Source organism: Desulfosporosinus lacus DSM 15449, assembly GCF_900129935.1.
Lineage (GTDB): Bacteria > Bacillota > Desulfitobacteriia > Desulfitobacteriales > Desulfitobacteriaceae > Desulfosporosinus > Desulfosporosinus lacus.
In genome coordinates this window covers 90,737-110,464 of sequence record NZ_FQXJ01000012.1, presented here as the reverse complement: position 1 = coordinate 110,464, position 19,728 = coordinate 90,737, and the positions used below count along the sequence as shown (strand labels likewise).

General features: G+C 39.4%; 20 protein-coding genes. 2 read left to right on the top strand and 18 right to left on the bottom strand.

Annotation, left to right across the window (positions count from 1 at the left end):
- The first annotated feature begins 132 nt into the window (after positions 1–132).
- Both BUB11_RS16450 and BUB11_RS16445 read left to right on the top strand, forming a co-directional pair.
- Positions 133–807: an ADP-ribosyltransferase gene (locus BUB11_RS16450; RefSeq protein ID WP_345788585.1), complete on the top strand. Its 675-nt coding sequence runs from the start codon at positions 133–135 to the stop codon at positions 805–807.
- 268 nt (positions 808–1,075) lie between these two features.
- Complete coding sequence (locus tag BUB11_RS16445) at positions 1,076–2,554, top strand: S8 family peptidase (protein ID WP_200797937.1); 1,479 nt, start codon at positions 1,076–1,078, stop codon at positions 2,552–2,554.
- Positions 2,555–2,613: 59 nt separating this feature from the next.
- Here BUB11_RS16445 and BUB11_RS16440 read toward each other — a convergent pair whose 3' ends face one another.
- The 18 genes from BUB11_RS16440 to BUB11_RS16355 form a co-directional block, all read right to left on the bottom strand.
- Positions 2,614–3,294: an ABC transporter ATP-binding protein gene (locus tag BUB11_RS16440; RefSeq protein ID WP_073030842.1), complete on the bottom strand. Its 681-nt coding sequence runs from the start codon at positions 3,292–3,294 to the stop codon at positions 2,614–2,616.
- A complete protein-coding gene (locus BUB11_RS16435) occupies positions 3,287–4,441 on the bottom strand; it encodes an ABC transporter permease (protein ID WP_073030841.1) in 1,155 nt (384 codons plus the stop codon). Before BUB11_RS16435 ends, BUB11_RS16440 begins: the two co-directional genes overlap by 8 nt.
- A 93-nt stretch (positions 4,442–4,534) precedes the next feature.
- The gene (gene rfbB / locus BUB11_RS16430; protein ID WP_073030840.1) at positions 4,535–5,617 is read right to left on the bottom strand and encodes a dTDP-glucose 4,6-dehydratase; all 1,083 of its coding nucleotides are present in this window, start codon (positions 5,615–5,617) and stop codon (positions 4,535–4,537) included.
- Positions 5,618–5,710: 93 nt separating this feature from the next.
- Positions 5,711–6,577, bottom strand: coding sequence for a glucose-1-phosphate thymidylyltransferase RfbA (gene rfbA / locus BUB11_RS16425; RefSeq protein WP_073030839.1), 867 nt, complete (start codon positions 6,575–6,577; stop codon positions 5,711–5,713).
- A gap of 73 nt (positions 6,578–6,650) precedes the next feature.
- Positions 6,651–7,754, bottom strand: a complete 1,104-nt coding sequence (locus BUB11_RS16420; RefSeq protein WP_073030838.1) for a DegT/DnrJ/EryC1/StrS family aminotransferase — start codon at positions 7,752–7,754, stop codon at positions 6,651–6,653.
- On the bottom strand, positions 7,726–8,787 hold the full coding sequence (locus BUB11_RS16415; RefSeq protein WP_073030837.1) for a Gfo/Idh/MocA family protein: 1,062 nt from the start codon (positions 8,785–8,787) through the stop codon (positions 7,726–7,728). The genes BUB11_RS16420 and BUB11_RS16415 overlap by 29 nt, the downstream gene beginning before the upstream one ends.
- Before the next feature lies 1 nt (position 8,788).
- Positions 8,789–10,177, bottom strand: a complete 1,389-nt coding sequence (locus BUB11_RS16410; protein ID WP_073030836.1) for an NDP-hexose 2,3-dehydratase family protein — start codon at positions 10,175–10,177, stop codon at positions 8,789–8,791.
- A gap of 137 nt (positions 10,178–10,314) precedes the next feature.
- A complete protein-coding gene (locus BUB11_RS16405; RefSeq protein WP_073030882.1) occupies positions 10,315–10,824 on the bottom strand; it encodes a 4'-phosphopantetheinyl transferase family protein in 510 nt (169 codons plus the stop codon).
- 20 nt (positions 10,825–10,844) lie between these two features.
- A complete protein-coding gene (locus tag BUB11_RS16400; RefSeq protein WP_073030835.1) occupies positions 10,845–11,474 on the bottom strand; it encodes an acetyltransferase in 630 nt (209 codons plus the stop codon).
- A complete protein-coding gene (locus tag BUB11_RS16395) occupies positions 11,471–12,895 on the bottom strand; it encodes a lipopolysaccharide biosynthesis protein (RefSeq protein ID WP_073030881.1) in 1,425 nt (474 codons plus the stop codon). Before BUB11_RS16395 ends, BUB11_RS16400 begins: the two co-directional genes overlap by 4 nt.
- A 161-nt stretch (positions 12,896–13,056) precedes the next feature.
- Positions 13,057–14,073: a glycosyltransferase gene (locus BUB11_RS16390; protein WP_073030834.1), complete on the bottom strand. Its 1,017-nt coding sequence runs from the start codon at positions 14,071–14,073 to the stop codon at positions 13,057–13,059.
- Positions 14,066–15,358 (bottom strand): O-antigen ligase family protein, encoded by a 1,293-nt coding sequence (locus BUB11_RS16385; protein ID WP_073030833.1) that lies wholly within the window; start codon positions 15,356–15,358, stop codon positions 14,066–14,068. The genes BUB11_RS16390 and BUB11_RS16385 overlap by 8 nt, the downstream gene beginning before the upstream one ends.
- Before the next feature lie 71 nt (positions 15,359–15,429).
- The gene (locus BUB11_RS16380) at positions 15,430–16,848 is read right to left on the bottom strand and encodes an AMP-binding protein (protein WP_073030832.1); all 1,419 of its coding nucleotides are present in this window, start codon (positions 16,846–16,848) and stop codon (positions 15,430–15,432) included.
- Between the two features lie 12 nt (positions 16,849–16,860).
- Positions 16,861–17,607, bottom strand: a complete 747-nt coding sequence (locus BUB11_RS16375) for an SDR family NAD(P)-dependent oxidoreductase (protein WP_073030831.1) — start codon at positions 17,605–17,607, stop codon at positions 16,861–16,863.
- Between the two features lie 9 nt (positions 17,608–17,616).
- Positions 17,617–17,865 (bottom strand): acyl carrier protein, encoded by a 249-nt coding sequence (locus BUB11_RS16370; protein WP_073030830.1) that lies wholly within the window; start codon positions 17,863–17,865, stop codon positions 17,617–17,619.
- Between the two features lie 29 nt (positions 17,866–17,894).
- Positions 17,895–18,524: a NeuD/PglB/VioB family sugar acetyltransferase gene (locus BUB11_RS16365; protein ID WP_073030829.1), complete on the bottom strand. Its 630-nt coding sequence runs from the start codon at positions 18,522–18,524 to the stop codon at positions 17,895–17,897.
- A 20-nt stretch (positions 18,525–18,544) separates the two neighbouring features.
- Positions 18,545–19,072 (bottom strand): acyltransferase, encoded by a 528-nt coding sequence (locus tag BUB11_RS16360; RefSeq protein WP_427846319.1) that lies wholly within the window; start codon positions 19,070–19,072, stop codon positions 18,545–18,547.
- Between the two features lie 23 nt (positions 19,073–19,095).
- On the bottom strand, positions 19,096–19,725 hold the full coding sequence (locus BUB11_RS16355; RefSeq protein WP_073030827.1) for a sugar transferase: 630 nt from the start codon (positions 19,723–19,725) through the stop codon (positions 19,096–19,098).
- Positions 19,726–19,728 lie beyond the last annotated feature (3 nt).

Sequence of the window (19,728 nt, the reverse complement as noted above, 5' to 3'; positions counted from 1 at the left end):
TCTTTTTCTTTGGTCTAGATATCGAGTTAGAATTTGCCTCAATAATAAACTAAAGCAGCATTAGTCATTTCTTGGTGCTATCCAAATAAATATGAAACATAACTACCCTTTAAGCAAAGGAGGTTATGTTTTATATTTATAAAAGTTAAAGAAATATGGCAATCAATCTTTAGAAAAGAAAATATATCTGCTCAACTTAATAACAAGGACTTTTCCGACACCTTACAGGACGTTTTTGACTTACTTAAGTACCTCAAAGTTAATGATTCATTCCGTATATTTGAACTTAGAGACGAGATTAGACAATGGAGTAAACTGAACTACAGTTCATGGGAACAACACCTAACTCAGGAAGAAATTAAAACTATCAAACTATATACTTCATGTTCCTTCAAATATAACGAGCATTTGCGTCATTGTAGATATCCGAGGTATAAAAATCGAATTATGCATCTAGATTCTGCTATAGAAAAAGCGTCAACTCCTGAGGATATAATTACTTTTAGATGGATCGATTTAGAAGGTTTCCAAGAGCTCACTAATTTTTTAAGTATCTATAATGGAGCAAAGTTTCTTGAAAAGGGTTATTCAAGTACTACTTTATTTTTTAACGGTAATATCGAATACTCTGGTGATGTACTATTTATCTTAAAAGTCCCAAAATATTTTAACGCTGCTTGTTTAAAAAGTATCAGCAACATTCAAACAGAAGATGAACTGCTCTTAAAAAGAGATTCAACCTATACGGTGGAGAAAATTATTTTTTATACCGATACACATGCAATTTTACTGTGCAATGTCCAATGAATTCTCAAAAAAATAACATTGGAGTAGGAGGGGTCGGCTAGCCCCATCCTCTCACACCACCTAGCATGCGGTCCGCACTAGGCGGTTCCTAAAGGTTACGAAGTTCCGTATACCTATGAAGTAAAGTTTTCAGTCCTGACGTTCCCATTAGGAATTGGTAAATTTCATAGCATTTCACTTAATCTATTTGTATAATTTAACAAGTGCTCTCTGACAATCTAGTTGGAAGATGCAGAAAAGAATAATTTTAGAAAGGGAGTATAGAAAAGTGAATAGGAAGTTTCTTAGCTTGGCAGTCGCGGTAAGCTTAATCACGGCTGCGTTCATTGCTCCAGCCGGGGCATCTCCGACAAAAAACACCTACACGATTGCTTTCCAGCAACAAATTCCCGCTGACTATGATCCAGTTATTTCCAAGGCTGGAGGTAAGATACTTAGGGTATTGCCTGAGGTATCAGGACTCGAGGTACAATCCGATAACCCTTACTTTTTAAATAATCTGAAAGCAATTAAAGGGATCCAAGCCGCAAACGTTTCGTTGTTTTTAAAATTAGATGATAAGCAGATCACCCCTGTGGCTGCTAACGGTCAACCAGTTACAGATATTCCTCAAGCTGATCAAACCGATAGTTACTGGGACTATCAATGGGATATTCAACGGATTACCCATCATGGAGATTCTTATGCACTGGAGACTGGCGGTGTGGAAATTAACGGAACAGTAATCCATAAGGCGATTGTCGGTATCATTGACTCTGGGATTGATTTTAACCATCCAGATCTAAAAAATAACATTGTTGGCGGACAAAACTTTGTACCGGCCAATGCAGACGGAGACGCAACCGAAACTGATGATCCTAATGACTATGGGGATCGCTACGGACACGGTACGCACGTTGCGGGTTCTATTGCATCTAATGGCAAAATGCACGGGATTGGACCGGATCTAGGAATCCGTGCTTATCGTATCTTCTCTGCTAGCGGCAACACCCAGACACCCTGGATTATTTCGGCTATTGTACAAGCGGCTAAAGACAAAGTAGACGTCATAAATATGTCCATCGGTGGATTTGATAGTATCTCTCGTTATACATACTTAGATGACAAAAATGCTTATAGCGACGTTGCCGATGCACTTTTATACAGACGTGCCATTAAATACGCTGTAGATCATAATGTCACAGTCGTCACTGCTGCAGGGAATGAGTCTCTTAACTTAAACAATCCGAATGTAATCACAAGCTACATGAATCAAACATACGGTCACTTAGGATTTAAGTTTAAAGGGGCATCTCGCGAAGTACCTGGACAGACCCCGGGAGTTATAACAGTATCCTCTTCTAATGAATGGTCTAAAGATAAAATCGCTTTCTACTCTAATTATGGATCCCGCTCCATCGATGTAGCCGCCCCCGGTGGTGACTATGGACCACTCTATGACCAAACCAGTGATCTCAACCTTCGGGACCTCCACTACCATACGTTTAGTACTTATCCGACTAATATGGAACCCTATGTCACATCAAATCTTCGGGGCTATGCTCTGCTGCAAGGTACCTCAATGGCTTCACCGAAAGTTGCAGGAATTGCCGGAGTTATTAAAGCTCATAATCCGGGATTAACCCCAGCCCAAGTGACTGCATTGATTCAACAGACAGCAGTCGATCTAGGTAAACCCGGTACCGATGCGCTCTTTGGTGCTGGCGAGGCTAATAGTTACACCGCATTAACTGGAATGAAGAAATAACTAAAACACCTTGTCGACCCCTAAGGGGGTTTGACAAGGTATTCGAGAAGTACCTGTTCCTACCGAGCGGAAGGTGAAACAAGCAAGATTTCTCCATCTTGAATTTTAATAACGCGGCCAGCTAAGTGTTTGTCGTGGGTAACAATAACAAAAGCAACGCCATACTCTTTATTCACTTGTTTAAAGATGTTATAAACATCTTCCGAACTATGTAAATCGAGGTTTCCCGTTGGCTCATCAGCCAAGATAATCTTAGGGTTATTGATCAGCGACCTGGCAATTGCTACACGTTGCTGTTGCCCTCCGGATAGGTCTAGGACATTGTATTGGCGATACTTATATAGCCCTAACATATCTAATAAGCGATTCGCCCTTTCCTTTACCTCTGTCCGGCTGTTTCTTTGTATTTTACTAGGCATGAGAACATTGTCAAAGACATTGAATTCCTGTAATAAAAAATGAAATTGAAAAATAAATCCTATAGCCTGATTCCGCAATTTAGCTAACTTGTGCTGTGCCATATTTTTAGTATTAGATCCATCGATAATGACTTCCCCGCTAGTAGGCCTATCGAGAGTACCCATGATATTTAAAAGCGTTGTTTTACCACTTCCAGAGGCTCCGACAACCGAGTTAATGCTGTTTTCCTCAATTTCTAAATTAATATCATAAAGAATTTGCGACTTTACCCTAGTCCCATAGATCTTGTTAACATCTTTCAATTCAATGACATTAGGCATTTTTAATTACCTCAATTGGATTTAATTTGATACACCTAAGCGCAGGGAAAATGGCAGTTGACATTGAAACCACAAAGAAAATAAGGATAGATAACACGATAAACCTATAATCCACGGTAACATTAACGACAGGTGATCCTTGAGCAGTCACAATGTATCGATTGAATCCTCTAAGAAAGCCGACAAGGAAACCGAGACTAAACGCGATTCCTACAAGACTAAGTATTAAGGCTTGATAGAAAAAGACAAGGCTTGCCGAAACATCCGTAAGACCCATGGCCTTTAAGATACCAACTTGTTTTGATTTTTGAAAGACGTTAATGGTCAATATATTGACAATACTTATAATGGTCGCCAGCATAATGAAGAATTGGATGACAAGGGTCACTATTTTTTGGCCTGAGATAGCACTAACCATTAACTGATTCTGGTCTTTCCAATTAGAAAGAGCTAACTCTTCCCCTGACAAGGCGCTGCTAATTTGGTCACTGACAACATCTGCTTGAAACGGGTCGTTAATCACTAATTCGATCTCAGTCACTTTATCCCCAAAACCGATGAAGTTTTGCGCGGTGGTCAAATTCGTAATCACCCAGGCTTTATTAATCTTAGTAACTCCGAAATCATACAAACCAACAATTTTCATAGTCACCGTTTGTCTACCAAGGGTTAATATACTGACCTCATCCCCGACATTGACACCTAATCGCTCAGCTAATTCTTTGCCGAGTATAATCTCATTATCATTAAGCGGTGAACTTCCTTCGTAAATTGCCGATGTAACGTTATATAGACGCTCGGTATCTGTGATATTAAACCCCCGTATAAGTATAGGGATCGTCATTTTGCCAAGTTTTATCCACGCTTGGCTATTGACATTTGGGGATACCGCGTCAACTTCCGGGAAATTGCTTCTGATCCTGTCCGCTTCCTTCTGCCAGTCACTAAATCCTCCACTTTTGGAGTACATGGTAATATGGGGGGTATAAGCTAATATTTTATTCACTAATGTCTTTTCAAGTCCTTGACTGACCAGACCGATAAAAATCTGAACAGAGACTCCTATGGCGATACCTAAAATGACTAAGATTGTTTGTAATTTTTTATCAAGTAGAAACCGCCACGCGATCTTTAAAGGTAACAACACAACAATTTTAGTCCTCTCTTAGTTGTATATTTAATGGAAGGACACTTTGCCAAATATAAATTTAACTGGGTTGTTGGATACTATATAACCCTGTTATCCATTAATTGCTGCAACCTTATCATTGATGTAGCCATACATTTTTTTATAATAATTTGCATAATCACCAGAGGCAATATTTTCCATCCACTCAGTATTCTCTAAATACCAATCAATAGTCTCTTTTATCCCTTGTTCAAAGGTATAAGCCGGTTCCCAACCTAGCTCAGTTGTAATTTTAGTATTATCAATGGCATATCTTCTATCGTGTCCAGGACGATCTTTGACGTATTTAATCAAGTCTTCAGACTTCCCAAGAGTATTAATAATCAATTTTACAATTTCTAGATTGGCTTTTTCATTATTTCCACCAATATTATAGACCTCTCCGTCCCTTCCTTTATGAAGAACTTCATCGATAGCAGTGCAGTGATCTGATACATGAAGCCAGTCTCTTACTTGCATGCCATCGCCATAAACAGGAAGCTCTTTTTCTTTAAGGCAGTTATTGATCATAAGAGGAATCAGTTTTTCAGGGAACTGATTTGGCCCATAATTATTACTACACCTTGTTATATTGACTGGTGTACCAAAGGTTTCATGATAAGCTCTTGCAATCATATCAGCACTTGCTTTGGATGCAGAATATGGGCTATTTGGCATTAGCGGCATCGTCTCAACAAACATTCCCGTCTCACCTAAAGCTCCGTACACTTCATCTGTTGATACTTGAATGAACTTTACTCTAGGTTTGTATTTCTTGCAATGCTTATCATTGGGATTTATTTTCCAATGCTTCTTTGCCACATCAAGCAATACTTGTGTCCCAATAACATTAGTCGTTAGGAAAACTTCTGGTTCTTCAATACTTCTATCAACATGTGATTCTGCAGCAAAGTTTACAACTGTATCGATATGGTAGGTTAAAAATATTTCTTCCATCCTTTGTCTGTCCCTAATATCTGCTTTGATAAATGAGTAGTTATAGTTATCAGATATAGCTTGTAGATTTTCTAGATTTCCTGCATAGGTCAATGCATCAACATTAATAATTTTATAGTTAGGGTGCTTGTACAACATTGTTTTTACAAAGTTGCTGCCAATGAAGCCAGCGCCTCCTGTGACTAAAATAAATTTCATTTGTCAAAACCTTCCCCTTTAACTCTTAATCTTAACTCTAACTCTTACACTTACTCTCACTCTAACTTTGATTTAACTTTAGAATTTAATCCTTCAATCATTTAATAACGATAAAATATACTGTCCGTAATCTGTCATCTTCAAGCTTTCGCCAATAACTTTTAATTCCTGATCCCCAATGAATCCTCTACGCCAGGCAATTTCCTCTAAACATGCAATATAGAATCCTTGCCTAGACTGGACTGCCTCAACATACTCAGCAGCTTTTTGCAGGCCATCAGGAGTACCTGTATCCAGCCAAGCCATACCACGGCCAAGCAAAATAACATTAAGCTCCCCTTGTTCAAGATAAGCATTATTAACAGCAGTAATTTCAATTTCACCACGTTCTGAAGGCTTAACACTTTGAGCTATCTCTACAACCTTGTTGTCATAAAAATATAATCCCGGAACAGCATAATTTGATTTTGGTTTGCTTGGTTTTTCTTCAATAGAAACCACTTTTCTATTTTTATCAAATTCAACAACCCCAAAGGATCGGGCATCTTTCACAGGATATCCAAAGATGTAGGCACCCTCCTTTAAATCACTGGCATTATGAAGAAGTCGCACAAAATCTTGACCATAGAAAATATTGTCGCCCAAAATTAAGCAAACCCTATCGTCGGCAATAAACTCTTTACCAAGTATAAATGCATCCGCAAGCCCTCTGGGACTTTCTTGTACCTTATAACAAAGTTTAAGTCCTAACTTAGAACCATCTTCAAATAGCTTTTCATATATAGGTGTATCCTCTGGGGTTGAGATGATAAGTATCTCTCGAATACCGGCCATCATTAAGACTGAAAGAGGATAATATATCATGGGTTTATCATAAATAGGCAATAATTGTTTGGACACGGCCCGGGTCATAGGATACAATCGGGTCCCTTTGCCTCCCGCAAGAATTATACCTTTCATCCTTTTCCCTCCAATTTCTATAGTTAAGACCTCAGCGAGCTTTTCACTCCTTTTCAAACAACCTGCTTAGCCATCATTGCAAGATAATCTTACAAATCATATCCACGTCTTTTACTGTCAAGTCAGCATATAAGGGAAGGGTTAATACATTTTCTGCTATCCTCATTGCCACTGGTGTTTTCTGAAGTTCAAACATCCCTTCGTAGGCTTCAAAATTATTGGTAAGGGGATAAAAATATTTTCGGGCCAATACATTATTTTTCTCAAGCAGAGCAGCAACATCATCCCTGTTCATGCCAAATTCTTTTTTATCGAATAGCACAGGAAAATAACTATAATTAGGGGTAATATCCTTCTGGGGATTGCATATCGTCAATCCTTTGACTCCCGACAGCAATTCACGGTATCTGTGCATTGCCAGACCTCTCTTGGCAATCTCCTCGTTGATATGCCTCAGGTTACACAGACCCATTGCCGCATGCATTTCCGTCATTTTGGCATTGGTTCCGACGGTTGGTACTGATTCTTGCCCAACCATGCCAAACTGACGAAGCCTTGCAAGTATCGGCGAGTACTTGGAATTACTATATGTCAAACCACCACCTTCAACAGTATGGAAGACCTTCGTAGCATGGAAACTAAACATTGACATGTCCCCGAAATTTCCAATAGCCTTAGCCTTAATCTTCACACCAAAGGCATGGGCTGCATCGTAGATAACCTTTAGATTATACTTTTTGGCTATCTCATCAATCCTGTCAACATCACAAACATTGCCATACACATGCACCGGCATGATTGCGGAGGTTTTTTCAGTTATAAGCGCCTCAATCTTACTCACATCAATGGTATAGTCCTCTTCATTTATGTCGCAGAACACCGGAGTTAAGCGATTACGTACAATAGCCTGGGTGGTAGAGGCGAAAGTAAATGGAGTGGTTATTATTTCGCCGGACAAACCTAGGGCATCAATGGCCAGTTCAAGGGCCAGATGCCCATTAGCAAATAAGGAGATATTATCCACGTCCAGATATTCACATAGTTTCTTCTCTAAAGCTTGATGTTTTGGCCCGGAATGAGTGAGCCATCGACTGTTCCATAGATCTTCGATCTCACGAATATACTCCTCATAAGGCGGCATGGATGGTCTAACAACCGGTATTGATTTCAGATTCATAGTTACCCCCTGCTTTTTTAGTCAAGTTTAAAATGTCATCAATCTGTCTGCTTTGGGCTTCTATTTCAGCGTAGGATTCCAGACGTAGAGTGTTATCTGCCATACAATGATAGAAATGATTAATGGATCCCAGGAACTGATCGTTCCCGGCAATCTCATAGACTCTCACTTCCTGCTTCTTCACCAGTACTGTAGCTGTCAAGTTGGCAGGGGCGGTAAAAATTCTTGGAGCATAAATACTACCTTCGCTCCCCCATATTTCCAGTTCACATTTATAGGAATTATCCATCCCAAAGGAAACCTGGGCCGTAATACCATCAGCATTTTCTAAAGTGGCACTTCCAAATACATCGACATTGTGTTTTTTGGCAGATTGCAGTGCAGCTGTCATAATTTGTGCCGTTTTACCAAGAAACAGGGTTGACAATTTAATAGGATAACCCCCACTATCCAACAAAGCTCCTCCGCCTAGTTCTCTGTCATATCTAAAATCAGCAGCTCCCCGGTAGGGAAAACCAAAAGCGGCCCTTATCTGCCTTATTTCTCCGATCTCACTATCCTCAATCAGCTGACGAATTTTATTAATCTGCGCATGATAACAAAAGGCATAGTTTTCGTGGACTGCCAATCCCTGTCGCTCTGCTATTTTAAGCAACTTCTTTGTATCAGCCAAATTGGTTGTGAAAGGTTTTTCCAGCAACACATGCTTCCCATAGTCCAAAGCTTTTTTGGCCCAGACATAGTGTAAAGCCGGAGGCAATGGAATATATATGGCTTCAATGCTTGAAGACAACAGCTCTTCATAGCCGTTAAAAATAGCACCTTGATAATTCTTTAAAAAGTCCTCAGCTTTTTGCATGGATTTTTTGAGCATGGCTTTTAGTTCATGGTCATTGTAGGATTGATTTCGCTCATGAGGTTTTGCAATAGCCACTCCTGCACATTCAAAGTGTTCGCTATTTTTAAGTGCCGGTAAAAAACGACGGAAAGCAATATCCGAGGGGCCTAATATCCCGATTCTTAATTTCTTCATTTCACACCTCCAACAATGAGAGTAGATTTCGCAGTTGTATATTTAAGCAATTATTTACCTGGGTAAGAGTGTTTAGTGTTTTGTAATCACTCCAAAAATAACCTCGTGGCAAATCCCAGAGGATTTCATCTTTCTGAATTTCAATAATTACATTTCGATTTTGTTCATGGTAAAAGCGTCCGCCTTCTTCAGAAAGCAATACATCAACCCTAACACTCTTACTCGAAGAAAGTTTTTCATAAAATAAACTAGTAATCTCATCCTCATCCCTGTCATGAGTCACTTCATGTTGAACAGTTGGGCCTAATTCTATTCCATCCAGGCACCCAATTTCAGGCTTAGCCTTGACAAGAAACTTCTTTATGCCATTATCTTCACAACTTACGAGTCCAAAAGTGGCAATCCCTTGGGCCTCAAAAAGTGGTTGTGTCCAGTTAACCACTTCACGTCCTTCAATCGATATGTCACAAAAAATCAAACGAAAGGGAAAAGGATCCTCGCAAACAAATCTGTCTTTCTCCATATGCCAGTTCTTTAATGAGTCCAGGCCTACCAATCTTGTATCCGTCTCACTAAACATTTTATAGTTATTAAAAGAATGGTAGATATCTGTTAATATAGGCTGGCTTGCAGGGCCACTAATCGAACGTAACAGGGCTTTATCCTTGCATTTTTCCCCAATTTCCTCCAATCCCCCGTTTTCCGTATCCATCAGCGAAAAAGGAATGCAAGAAAGAACTGTACGTGTATCCATATTAACCAAGTTATCAAAACGCATTAATTCTTTAATTTGACCTAATGTCATCCATTTGTGAGTGGGTGGTACAGTAATCTGCTTGTCCAAATATAGAATAACGTTTCTATTTCTTTTTTTTAAAAACCGAGAAGACTGCTCAGATTGAATCTGATCGACAAGTGTTTGATGGGGTTTTGCTTCTATAAAATAGTCAAGAAAATCAGGTCTCTTGCCTCCGTGTTTCTGGGTAAAATTACTCTTGGTTGCTTGTATGGTGGGCGAAATTTGTACTTTATTAATGTTACCGGGCTCTATTTTAGCTTGCATTAAGAAGTGAAGTACTCCATTTATCTTCTGGAAGATAACCCCTAAAAATCCTATTTCGTTCTGTATAATAATGGGTTGCTCTATAAGCAGATCATCCTTCTGATATTGTTGAATTCCAGATATCGAGAAAAAGCTATTGTTTTTATTCTTTATCAATCCAGAATGCTTATCAAAGAACCAAAAATTGCTTTCCTCTAGCGATATTCTCTCTATTTTCACTTCTAGATTCCTGTTTTGTTCATTTATCCATTGGAGTAAGGCTTCAGTTGAATTAACACCTTCCTTAGTGAGCCAAGAGTTCATTAAATCATAAAAGATATTATTCATTAAATAATTTCTCCCTTTAAGTTAAATGCCAATTGCACATTCAAGGGTATGATGTCAATTAGCAAATAATTGAACTAAAAACGAGGAAAAAATAGTCCGATATCCTCTCAACAAGTGCAAATTGTTTAAATACAATACTAGTTCATTTTATCCAGAGAAGAATTACAAACCGATATAATATATCCACCGATATATTCCGTATAAATACACACATCATTACGATCTGTTTTGAGAACATCAAAGGACCTAAAGGGGATCATCATCCCTTTGCCTATCCATTTAACATAAGCTTCTTTTCTAGTCCATATTTTGGCAAATCTCTTATCTTGATTTCTCTTATACGCAAAAATATAAGTTTGCTCATTTTGAGTAAAGAAACGCTCGGCAACCCGTTTATCAAATTTTTTTACACTTTCAATATCCACCCCCACCGGTTCCTCTGACACGGCACAAACTATAGCCCCTTTTTTGTGAGATAGATTATAGTGTAGATTTGGATAGTCCCTTAGGTAGGGTTTACCAAACTCATCAATACAGATAGATAAACTACTTCCATCCACATCTAACCATTTACCTAAAACCTTTCTGGTAAATAGTTCTGAGTAACTAACAGCATTTTCTTTCTTTAATAAATACAGTTTGGTCATCTTCAAATTTCCTTTAACCTTCACCTTGTTGCTCTTGCAGGATTACCGAATACTTTGGTATTATTTTCAACATTCTTGATTACCACGCTGCCCGCACCAATATACGCATTGTCACCAATAGTTACATGCGGAATAACTGTGGAACCTGCGCTGACAAAAACACCCGTACCAATCTTCACATTTCCTAGAATTGCCGCTAAAATACTTACCGTAGTATAATCCCCTATCTGACAATCATGGGCAATTTTTGTGTTTACATGAACATGATTGCCTATAACAGCATTCGGCCCTATAACTGCGTCCCTGTAAAGAATGATTCCTTCTCCGAGTGAGCAGTAGTCATTTATTTCAACATTCGGGTGAATGATATTAGCAAATTTCGCGCCCTTCTCCATTAATCGTTGTGTCACAATTCTCTTGGAATTAGGATCAGCTATGGCACACACATAGTCTTCTGCTGGTTTTGGAGTCCATTCATGGATCGTACCAAGAATATCGAATTCTCCATTTGTGAGTTTGTGAATATCTAATCCACTATCCGCAATGAATCCTTTAATATCCCATGTCGTTTTAACTTTATTTATTTCCTTTACGACCTGTAATACATCCCTACCTGCATTGGAAGCTCCTACAATAATCAGGTCTTTCATATCATATCCTCCTTTTGTTCTTTGGAAGGATTCCGGTAAGTAAATCCTGCCATTTTTACAACATAGCTTAGACATTCAAACTTTAATAATCTGGCCGCTCCAAAATAAAAGCTAGCACCCACCAGCACTTGCATGATCAGCGTCATTCCCATCGGCAACTGGAAAAGCATAATTGAGTAAACAACCATTCCCATAGCAATGGAAAGAAGAAAAGATGGTAAGATGTCAACGATCTGTTCATGGATTGGATAACCAAGTAACTTTATGTTTGGATAGGAATTGATCACTAAACTGATTAAACTGGTGACAACTCCGCCAATAGCTATCGAAAATATTCCCTGGGGTATGGTCATTATGAGTATGATGATACCTAGGGACTTTTTTATGATTTCTAATTTTAAATTAATATCACTTCGACCAATTGCACTAATTGCCTGAAGGTTTGCTGTGTGTATCGGATAAAGTGCAAAATAGGCACAATATATCTGAATAAAGGGCACACTATACAGCCATTTGTCGGTTAAAATTAACTTCACCATAGGAGTCGCCGCTGCGGCCAGTCCTGCCATTATGGGAAACACAATAAACGAACTTGTGACTATTGAGCGGCGCATCATACTCTTAAGCTTCAATTTGTCATCTTGGACCCGAGAAAATGCAGGAAACATAACCGCTTGGATAGAGCCGTTAAGACTTGTTACTATTACCGCCGGAAATTGTTTTCCTCTGTTGAAATATCCAAGCATCTGGGTACTGAATATTTTTCCAATGACAATCGTGTAAATATCAATATATATTGTGTCTATCAAAGCGGTAAGCAGCATTTTCCAGCCAAAGGAAAAAAGGCCTGCAGCTTTTTTTGTGGAAAATAGCATTTTAGGCCGCCATTTCACAACCTTTGCCATAAAGAAACAGTTCAATATTACATAGGATATCTGTTGAAAAACCAGGGCCCATACTTCAAAATCCCCAAGAGCCATCACAATCCCTATTGTTCCGGAACAGACAATTGCCCCGATACTGCTAAAAAACAGTTTCTTAAACTGCATATTTCGGGATACAAAGGCTATTTGCACTGAATTTACAGCACTAAAGGGCAGGGAAATCGCCAAAACACGCAAGACAATGGAAAGCTCCATGGATTTGTAAAAGTCAGCTATCAAAGGGGCTGAGAAAAATAGGATAAAATACAATAGGCACGAACCTGCAATACTTATGAAAAACACAGTGGAAAAATCGGTCTCGTCAACATCCTTGTTCTGTATCAGCGCCGAAGTAAATCCTCTTTGCAGAAGTATATTTGACAAGTTTATGAAAATAGTAATCAAAGCAATGATCCCGAAATCCTTAGGCATGAGTAAGCGCGCTAGAACAAGCTGAATTATTAATTGGATTCCTTGAACCCCTAAGCTCTCAAGCATCTTCCAAAATAAGGATGAAATGACTGTGTGTTTTGTGTCATTATTTTCATAATTATTAATTTCAACACTTCCTAACAATGCCCTAACTCTACCGGTGAGTGGGGCGAGTATTCAAAGTTGTTGCTATCTGGACAGTTAATCTAGTTGTATGTATTTGCATCCTAGATTGAGGCTTTACCATATAACAGCCTGTGACGCAAACCGCTGACTCTTGTGGTTAAGACAAGGAAAGGATACTTAATCAATGTCAGGATAATTTTGACGACAATATATGTTTTACTGGGAAACATACTACACATATATATGAAGTTATCCCACTTGTCTTTATCAGGCTTTAATATGGTCTTGCCCAGGGCAATAGTAGTGTATAGTATCAGAAGCTTGGAGTAATTCAGCTTAACCCCCATCACTTCTCTTGCAAAATCCTCCATAGCCAGGCATTCGTCGAAAACAAATCTATTTACATTGATTTTAGATAGCTGGGCACTCCAACTATCACCGCCCGAATAAATACGCCTATGATGACTCATTACTTCCTCGAAACAATAAGTGTCCCCTCGTATAGAAATGAGCATAGCTTTCTTTACATCCCCTGTTGCTTTTATCTTCCCATATTTATCTGCCACCTCAGGATCATTGAGCTCAATTGCTTCTTTCCTATGCATCAGAGTAGCGGTTTGTCCGAATAATAATCTCTTTTTTTGGTGGGTTTCTAAGGTATAAACCCCACGTTTTCTGTAGCCATAAAAGTAGCGGCTGGACAACATTTTTCCATTTTCATCAACTTCCCAGCATTCATGTGTGGTAGCAATGTATTCAGGATGCTTTTCCAGAAAATCCACTTGCTTTTGTAATTTATAGGGATCAGTCCAATAATCATCCCCTTCACAATAGGCTATATATTTACCCCTGGCTGCGGGAAGAATAAACTTATGGGTTATAGATACATTCTTAGAATATTGATTCTCCGTTTGGAGAATTGGTTTGACGATATTAGAGTACCTCTTAGCGTATTCCCTAATAATAGCGGCCGTATTGTCCGCTGAGGCATCGTCATGCACAATTATTTCATAGGCAAACCTTGTCTTTTGCATCAACATAGAATCAAGGGCTTGCCTTAAGTACTTTCCATGTTTATATGTCAAGCAACTAATGCTAACCTTAATCTCATCAGACATTAATCGGTTTCATCCTTTCACTTTTATTAATTTTTTGCTGTCTGTTCCAACTGTATACGACTGCAATTGCAGCCCAAAACTCAGGTATATACCAGTAGGAATCAGAGAGCAGCAGCTTTAAGGAACAAACCAAAAAGATTAAAAACAAATCCAGCCAATCATCGTCTTTGCATTTTATTAGTGTCCTGACAACATGGTATAACAGGAAGACTATTAAAAATCCCCCACATATGACACCAAAGGTTATCAAAATCTCCAGGAAGATATTATGTGGATACCCCCAGAAATAATAATTTCCGATAACATAACGATCTCCGTACAGTCCATACCCAAAGAAGCCCATGTTCTTGATCATCTCGATTGACATGTCATAGATTACTGCTCTTCCGTTATCATCACTTATGGAGCCGGATAACAGCATGTCTATACTCCTGGCTGATATACCTCGATCTTGCAAAAAAAACACAAGAAACCCAATTAAGTCTTCAAGCTTCAGATATATCAACAAAAAGACAGGTACAGTCAAACCCCAAATTACCTTGACCTTACTGGTTATAAAACCTTTGATCAGCATCACTGCAAAAAATACGATAATCCACAACAAAGGCGCTCGAGAACCCGCCACTAAAATCATAAATATACACATGATGCTAAGTGCCCAGTGTAATGGTTTCTTATCTCTCATTGCATAATACAGAAACACCATTGACGGTAACATCATGTCATAGCCAAAGCTCATACTATATGAAAGTTCTTCATATCCATTTGCCGTTAAGGTTAACCAGCTGCCAACTTGCATGGCATTCGTAAATTTATATAATCCATAAATCGCAAAAATATATGAAACAAATTTCAAATTTAAGAGGATTTGCTTAGGATCATTAATAATCCGCACCATAAAATAAGCATACAAAGCACGATCTGGTCTAAAAATGTAATCAAAGACACCATAAAGCGGATGTTTAAACCAAGTTTCATATTCAGGGTGGACGATAATTGTAACTATGAATGCTACTAATACAGTCACCCAAAGTATAAAGAAATCACGTGTCCGTCTTCTTTCTCCAATTACAAATGGCATCAATAGAAGAGGAAAGTAAATAACAATAGAGGTTAAAATCCAGGCAGAGTCTTCCAATCCATAAAACCTGAAAAGCCGGGTCGTACAAAATGAAATCGTATCCGAGGCAAAAAACATTATAAAACACATATTAGCAAGAATTTGTTTTGATATAGAAAATTTAACGGCAGTCACATTTTGCTTCCGCTCCAGCTGTAGTTCCATATGCATCCTCCATTTTATCGAGCTCCTATCAGCCCTTTATAACTATCCTTCAGCTCGATAAATACCCTGATTCAAATCAACCGCAATGCCAGCTTTCTATCTAACGCCTCGTACTGAACCTTACCTGACTCATTGCGTGGAATAATCTCAACAATAAACACAGCATAGGCAGACATAATTATCCTAGTTTTTATACTGATAAATCTTCGAACTTCATCTTTGTATTTATCCTCTGTGATGTAAATATCCATTCTTTTGTCCGTGCCTGTACAGACACAATCTATCTTGAACTCATCCTTTATTAACCTTTCACATCTGTCCAGGCTAACCCGTAGTCCATAGAGCTTTAAAAACCTACTTTTCCTACCGAGAATGTAATAGCATCCGTCCCTATCTCTCCTAGCAATATCCCCCGTACGATATTCACCCTGCCATTCATCCCCAAGCATTAAATCATCACGACAATAAGCATACCCCATAGTCACATTTGGCCCTCTATATCCCAACTCGCCCTCGGCTTCCTTTTGCTTTATTTCGTTGCCCTTTTCATCGAGCAAAAACAATTCCCCTCCAGGTATCGCTTGACCAATGCTTCCAATCTTAGAATTCGCAAGCTCCGCAGGTAAAAAGGCCAGTCGAGCCGAGGTCTCGGTTGTGCCAAAGGTGGCGAAGAATCTCTTTCCGGTACGGCTTGCATAGTCGGCAGTATCGGCAAACATTCCATCAGTTAGCTTTCCTCCTCCTTCGGCGAAGGTGGTCAAATATGGCAAATCCATTCGAGTAAAACGGAGTTTAAATAAAACCTCGTAACTGAAAGGAACTCCTGTAAAATTAGTTGCCCGCTGATCCTTAATATTCCGCCAGAAATCAGGACTCATAAGATTGTGCTCCGTAAGCAGCACGGATGCGCCTGCATACAGATGACTGTTAATGACATTAAGGCCCATAGTATACTGTATCGGCAAATCCACAACCGCACGGTCTTTCTTTGTCCAGTCAAATAATGCGGCAACATTTTTGGCGTTGGCAACAAGATTGATGTATTTATGACGTACCAATTTCGGGCTGCCCGTTGAGCCGGAGGTGGTGAGAAGCATCGCCAAGTCGTCATTTATGGGATATGGTTCATGTTCCGTACGAACAAGGACAAATCCATACCCTTTATATAATATGGGATAGTTAAATTCAGATACGAGCCCCTCGGGCATCCACATGTAAGCCGGTGTGTATACCTCCATCAAATGAACCAGTAACTTGCGGTCGATGGCAGCACCAATCAAAAGAGGAACAATATGATTGGATAAACAGCCTATGTATCCGGATAGAGCACCAATTGTATTCTCACATAAACAAAAAACGATAGACCGTCGTGGCATCATGGATCCGAACTCTAGGGCAAAATCACACAATCCACCATAGCTTAACTCCGTGCCCGTATCATCAATGGCGGCAATTCTATCTGGTCGGTGTCTATCAATTCCTAAATGCATGTATATCCCTCCTCACATTATCGTACAGCCATCCACCACAAGAACTTGTCCCGACACATACCCTGACAAATCCGAAGCAAAAAAAACGCAGGCTCGTGCTATATCTGAAGGTTCCGCAATGCGCCCCATGCTAATGTTGGCAATCCTGCCTTTTAACTTCTCAATATCTGCGGCTTCCATCATCTCTGTTTTTGTGAGGCCCGGAGCAATGGAATTCACCCTTATATTTTTCGAGGCAAGTTCTTTAGCTGCAGATTTTGTCAAAGCTATAACCGCACCCTTGGTTGCTGAATAGACAAGTTGCCCTCGGTTGCCTCTGATTCCGACCAATGAGGATATATTGATAATGCTGCCCCCACTTTCTTGTCTTGACATCAGCCGACTTGCCATTTGCAGCATTTCAATAGTTCCAAAGACATTAATAGAAAACATTTTTTCCATGTTTTCCTGGGATATCATGCCAATAAGCTCGTTATATTCAACCCCTGCATTGTTCACAAGCACATCCAGCCGTTGTTTTTCCTTTTTTATGTGAGTTAAAGCATTCTTAACCCCTGCCGAATCCGTTATGTTAAAATAAAGCGGCATAATTCGATGCCGCATTTCACTTGCTATAAGCCAAGAATCTACAGAACCTTCTCTTGCGTCATTGGCATACACATAAGCGCCTTCCGCAGCAAAGCTTTCAGCTATTGCTCGACCGATGCCTTTTCCCGCACCGGTAACAATACATACTTTATCTCGCAATAAACCAGTCATTCTAACCTCCTAAACATCAGTAAACGAAATTTCATACTTTTCCAATATCCTCATACCGTTCTCATAGGAACCAAAGGAGAGTATATCTTCGGTCTCTAACATTACATTAAAGGTATCTTCAAGCTCTGTTATCAACGACAAGTGAACAATTGAATCCCAATCCTCTACATTATTAAAGGTAAAGTCTTTGTTTAACTGATTGTCACTTATATTAAATAACGTTGTAAAAACCTTATTGTATTTCTTCAGGTTATTCATATCTGTCCATCTCCTTAGTTGCGATGATTTTATCGTGCTCTCCTGGCAGGATTCCCAAAAACCTTTACACCCTTCTCTACATCATTTATCACAACACTACCAAGTCCGACATACACGTCATCCCCAATTCTCTTATTGGGCACAATTGCTACATGACTGCCTAGGAAAACCCTCTTGCCCAATTTGACCTCTCCATTAACCCCACAGTGGGAAGATATTGTGGTGTAATCCCCCACCCAAGCATCATGACCGATTTTCGAAGACAACAGTGTGACAAAATCCCCCACATAGGCGTCCGGCCCTATCCCTGAATTGGGGTAGGCAACAAATCCAATCCCATAGGTTGCGCTTTCGGCAATTCTAGCGGTGGGATGAATAACTGAGGCAAATTCAGCACCCCGATCCATCAGCAGCTGAGTCACCTTTTCTTTAATGACCGGTGAAGCAATGCCCAAAGCAAAGCATTGATTTTTCTCAATAGTCCAGTCCACTATTTTTCCGATGATTTTATAGTTGCTTTTTTTATCATCCAATTTATTTAAATCGTCATCAATAAAACCCAACACATTCCAAGTTGGTTTCTCTTCATTGATGTCCATCACCCACTCCAGAACTTCCCGCCCGTGCCCTCCGGCACCAACAATAATTAGATCTTTCACTGCATACCCTCATTTATTTTCTAGTTTTTAGCTTGAAACTTCGCCCATTCCAGCACCACCAGTTCTTGTTTGATTCTTTGATCTTTGGGTTTTAAAGCTTCTGAATAGGCATCTAAGTCTAACAATCTTTTTTTCACATAATCGTCAAAGGTACCTATAACCCTAGCTGGGTTTCCCCCAACAATAGAATTTTCCGGAACATCTCTTGTAACAACACTCCCTGCCGCTACAATTGCCTTAGGACCAATTCGAACATTATACAAGATCGTAGAATTGGCACCAATAAAGACATTGTCCATAATCTCAATACAGCCAATTTTTTCTGTAAACTTGTTATCAGGAAATGCATTATTAAGGATATTATGGGTTACATCATGTGTGAGAAACGTCACATTCGAGGCAACCATAATATTGTGATGGAAACGAATTAATTGTGAATAGAGCGGAATTTTTCTGGACTGAATCATAACATTCTCACCCATTGCGTTATAGATTCCTTTCCTCTTAGCAAACTCCGCTCTCCGAAATCCACTTCTTATAAATGCCATTCTTACCATTAGCCAATAACGCTTTATTTGCATCCTATTGTCCTATTCTCAGCCACACCAAACTCTTCCATGGTTTGATTCTTGGACTGATTAACCCCGCTCCTGATAAGCACAATCCCCAAAGTCTTAAGGAAGATCCTTAAATCCAGCCAAAAGGAAATATGGTCTACATACCACACATCATATTTAAATCGTGTCTCCCAGCCTACCTGATTACGACCATGGATTTGTGCCCACCCGGATATTCCAGGTGTCACCTCATGCCGTCGCATCTGTTCAGGGGTATAACGCTCTAAATACCGAACCATCAAAGGACGGGGACCAATGAAACTCATATCCCCTTTTAAAATATTAAAAAGCTGAGGTAACTCATCCACACTAAGCTTTCGTAAAATCCCACCCACAGGAGTCAGACGCTCCATATCGGATAAGGAGCGACCGTCTTTCTCCCTCTCCAGGCGCATGGTACGAAACTTGTAGATCGTGAATATTACTCTATCTTTACCTGGCCGTTCTTGTTTAAAGAGTACGGGCCCCCGGGATCCTAACTTGATGGCAATTGCTGCACAAAGCATAATCGGGGATACTACAATCAACAAAATAATTGAAAATAATAAATCCATGACTCTCTTAACCTTAACGTAAGATAACATGAT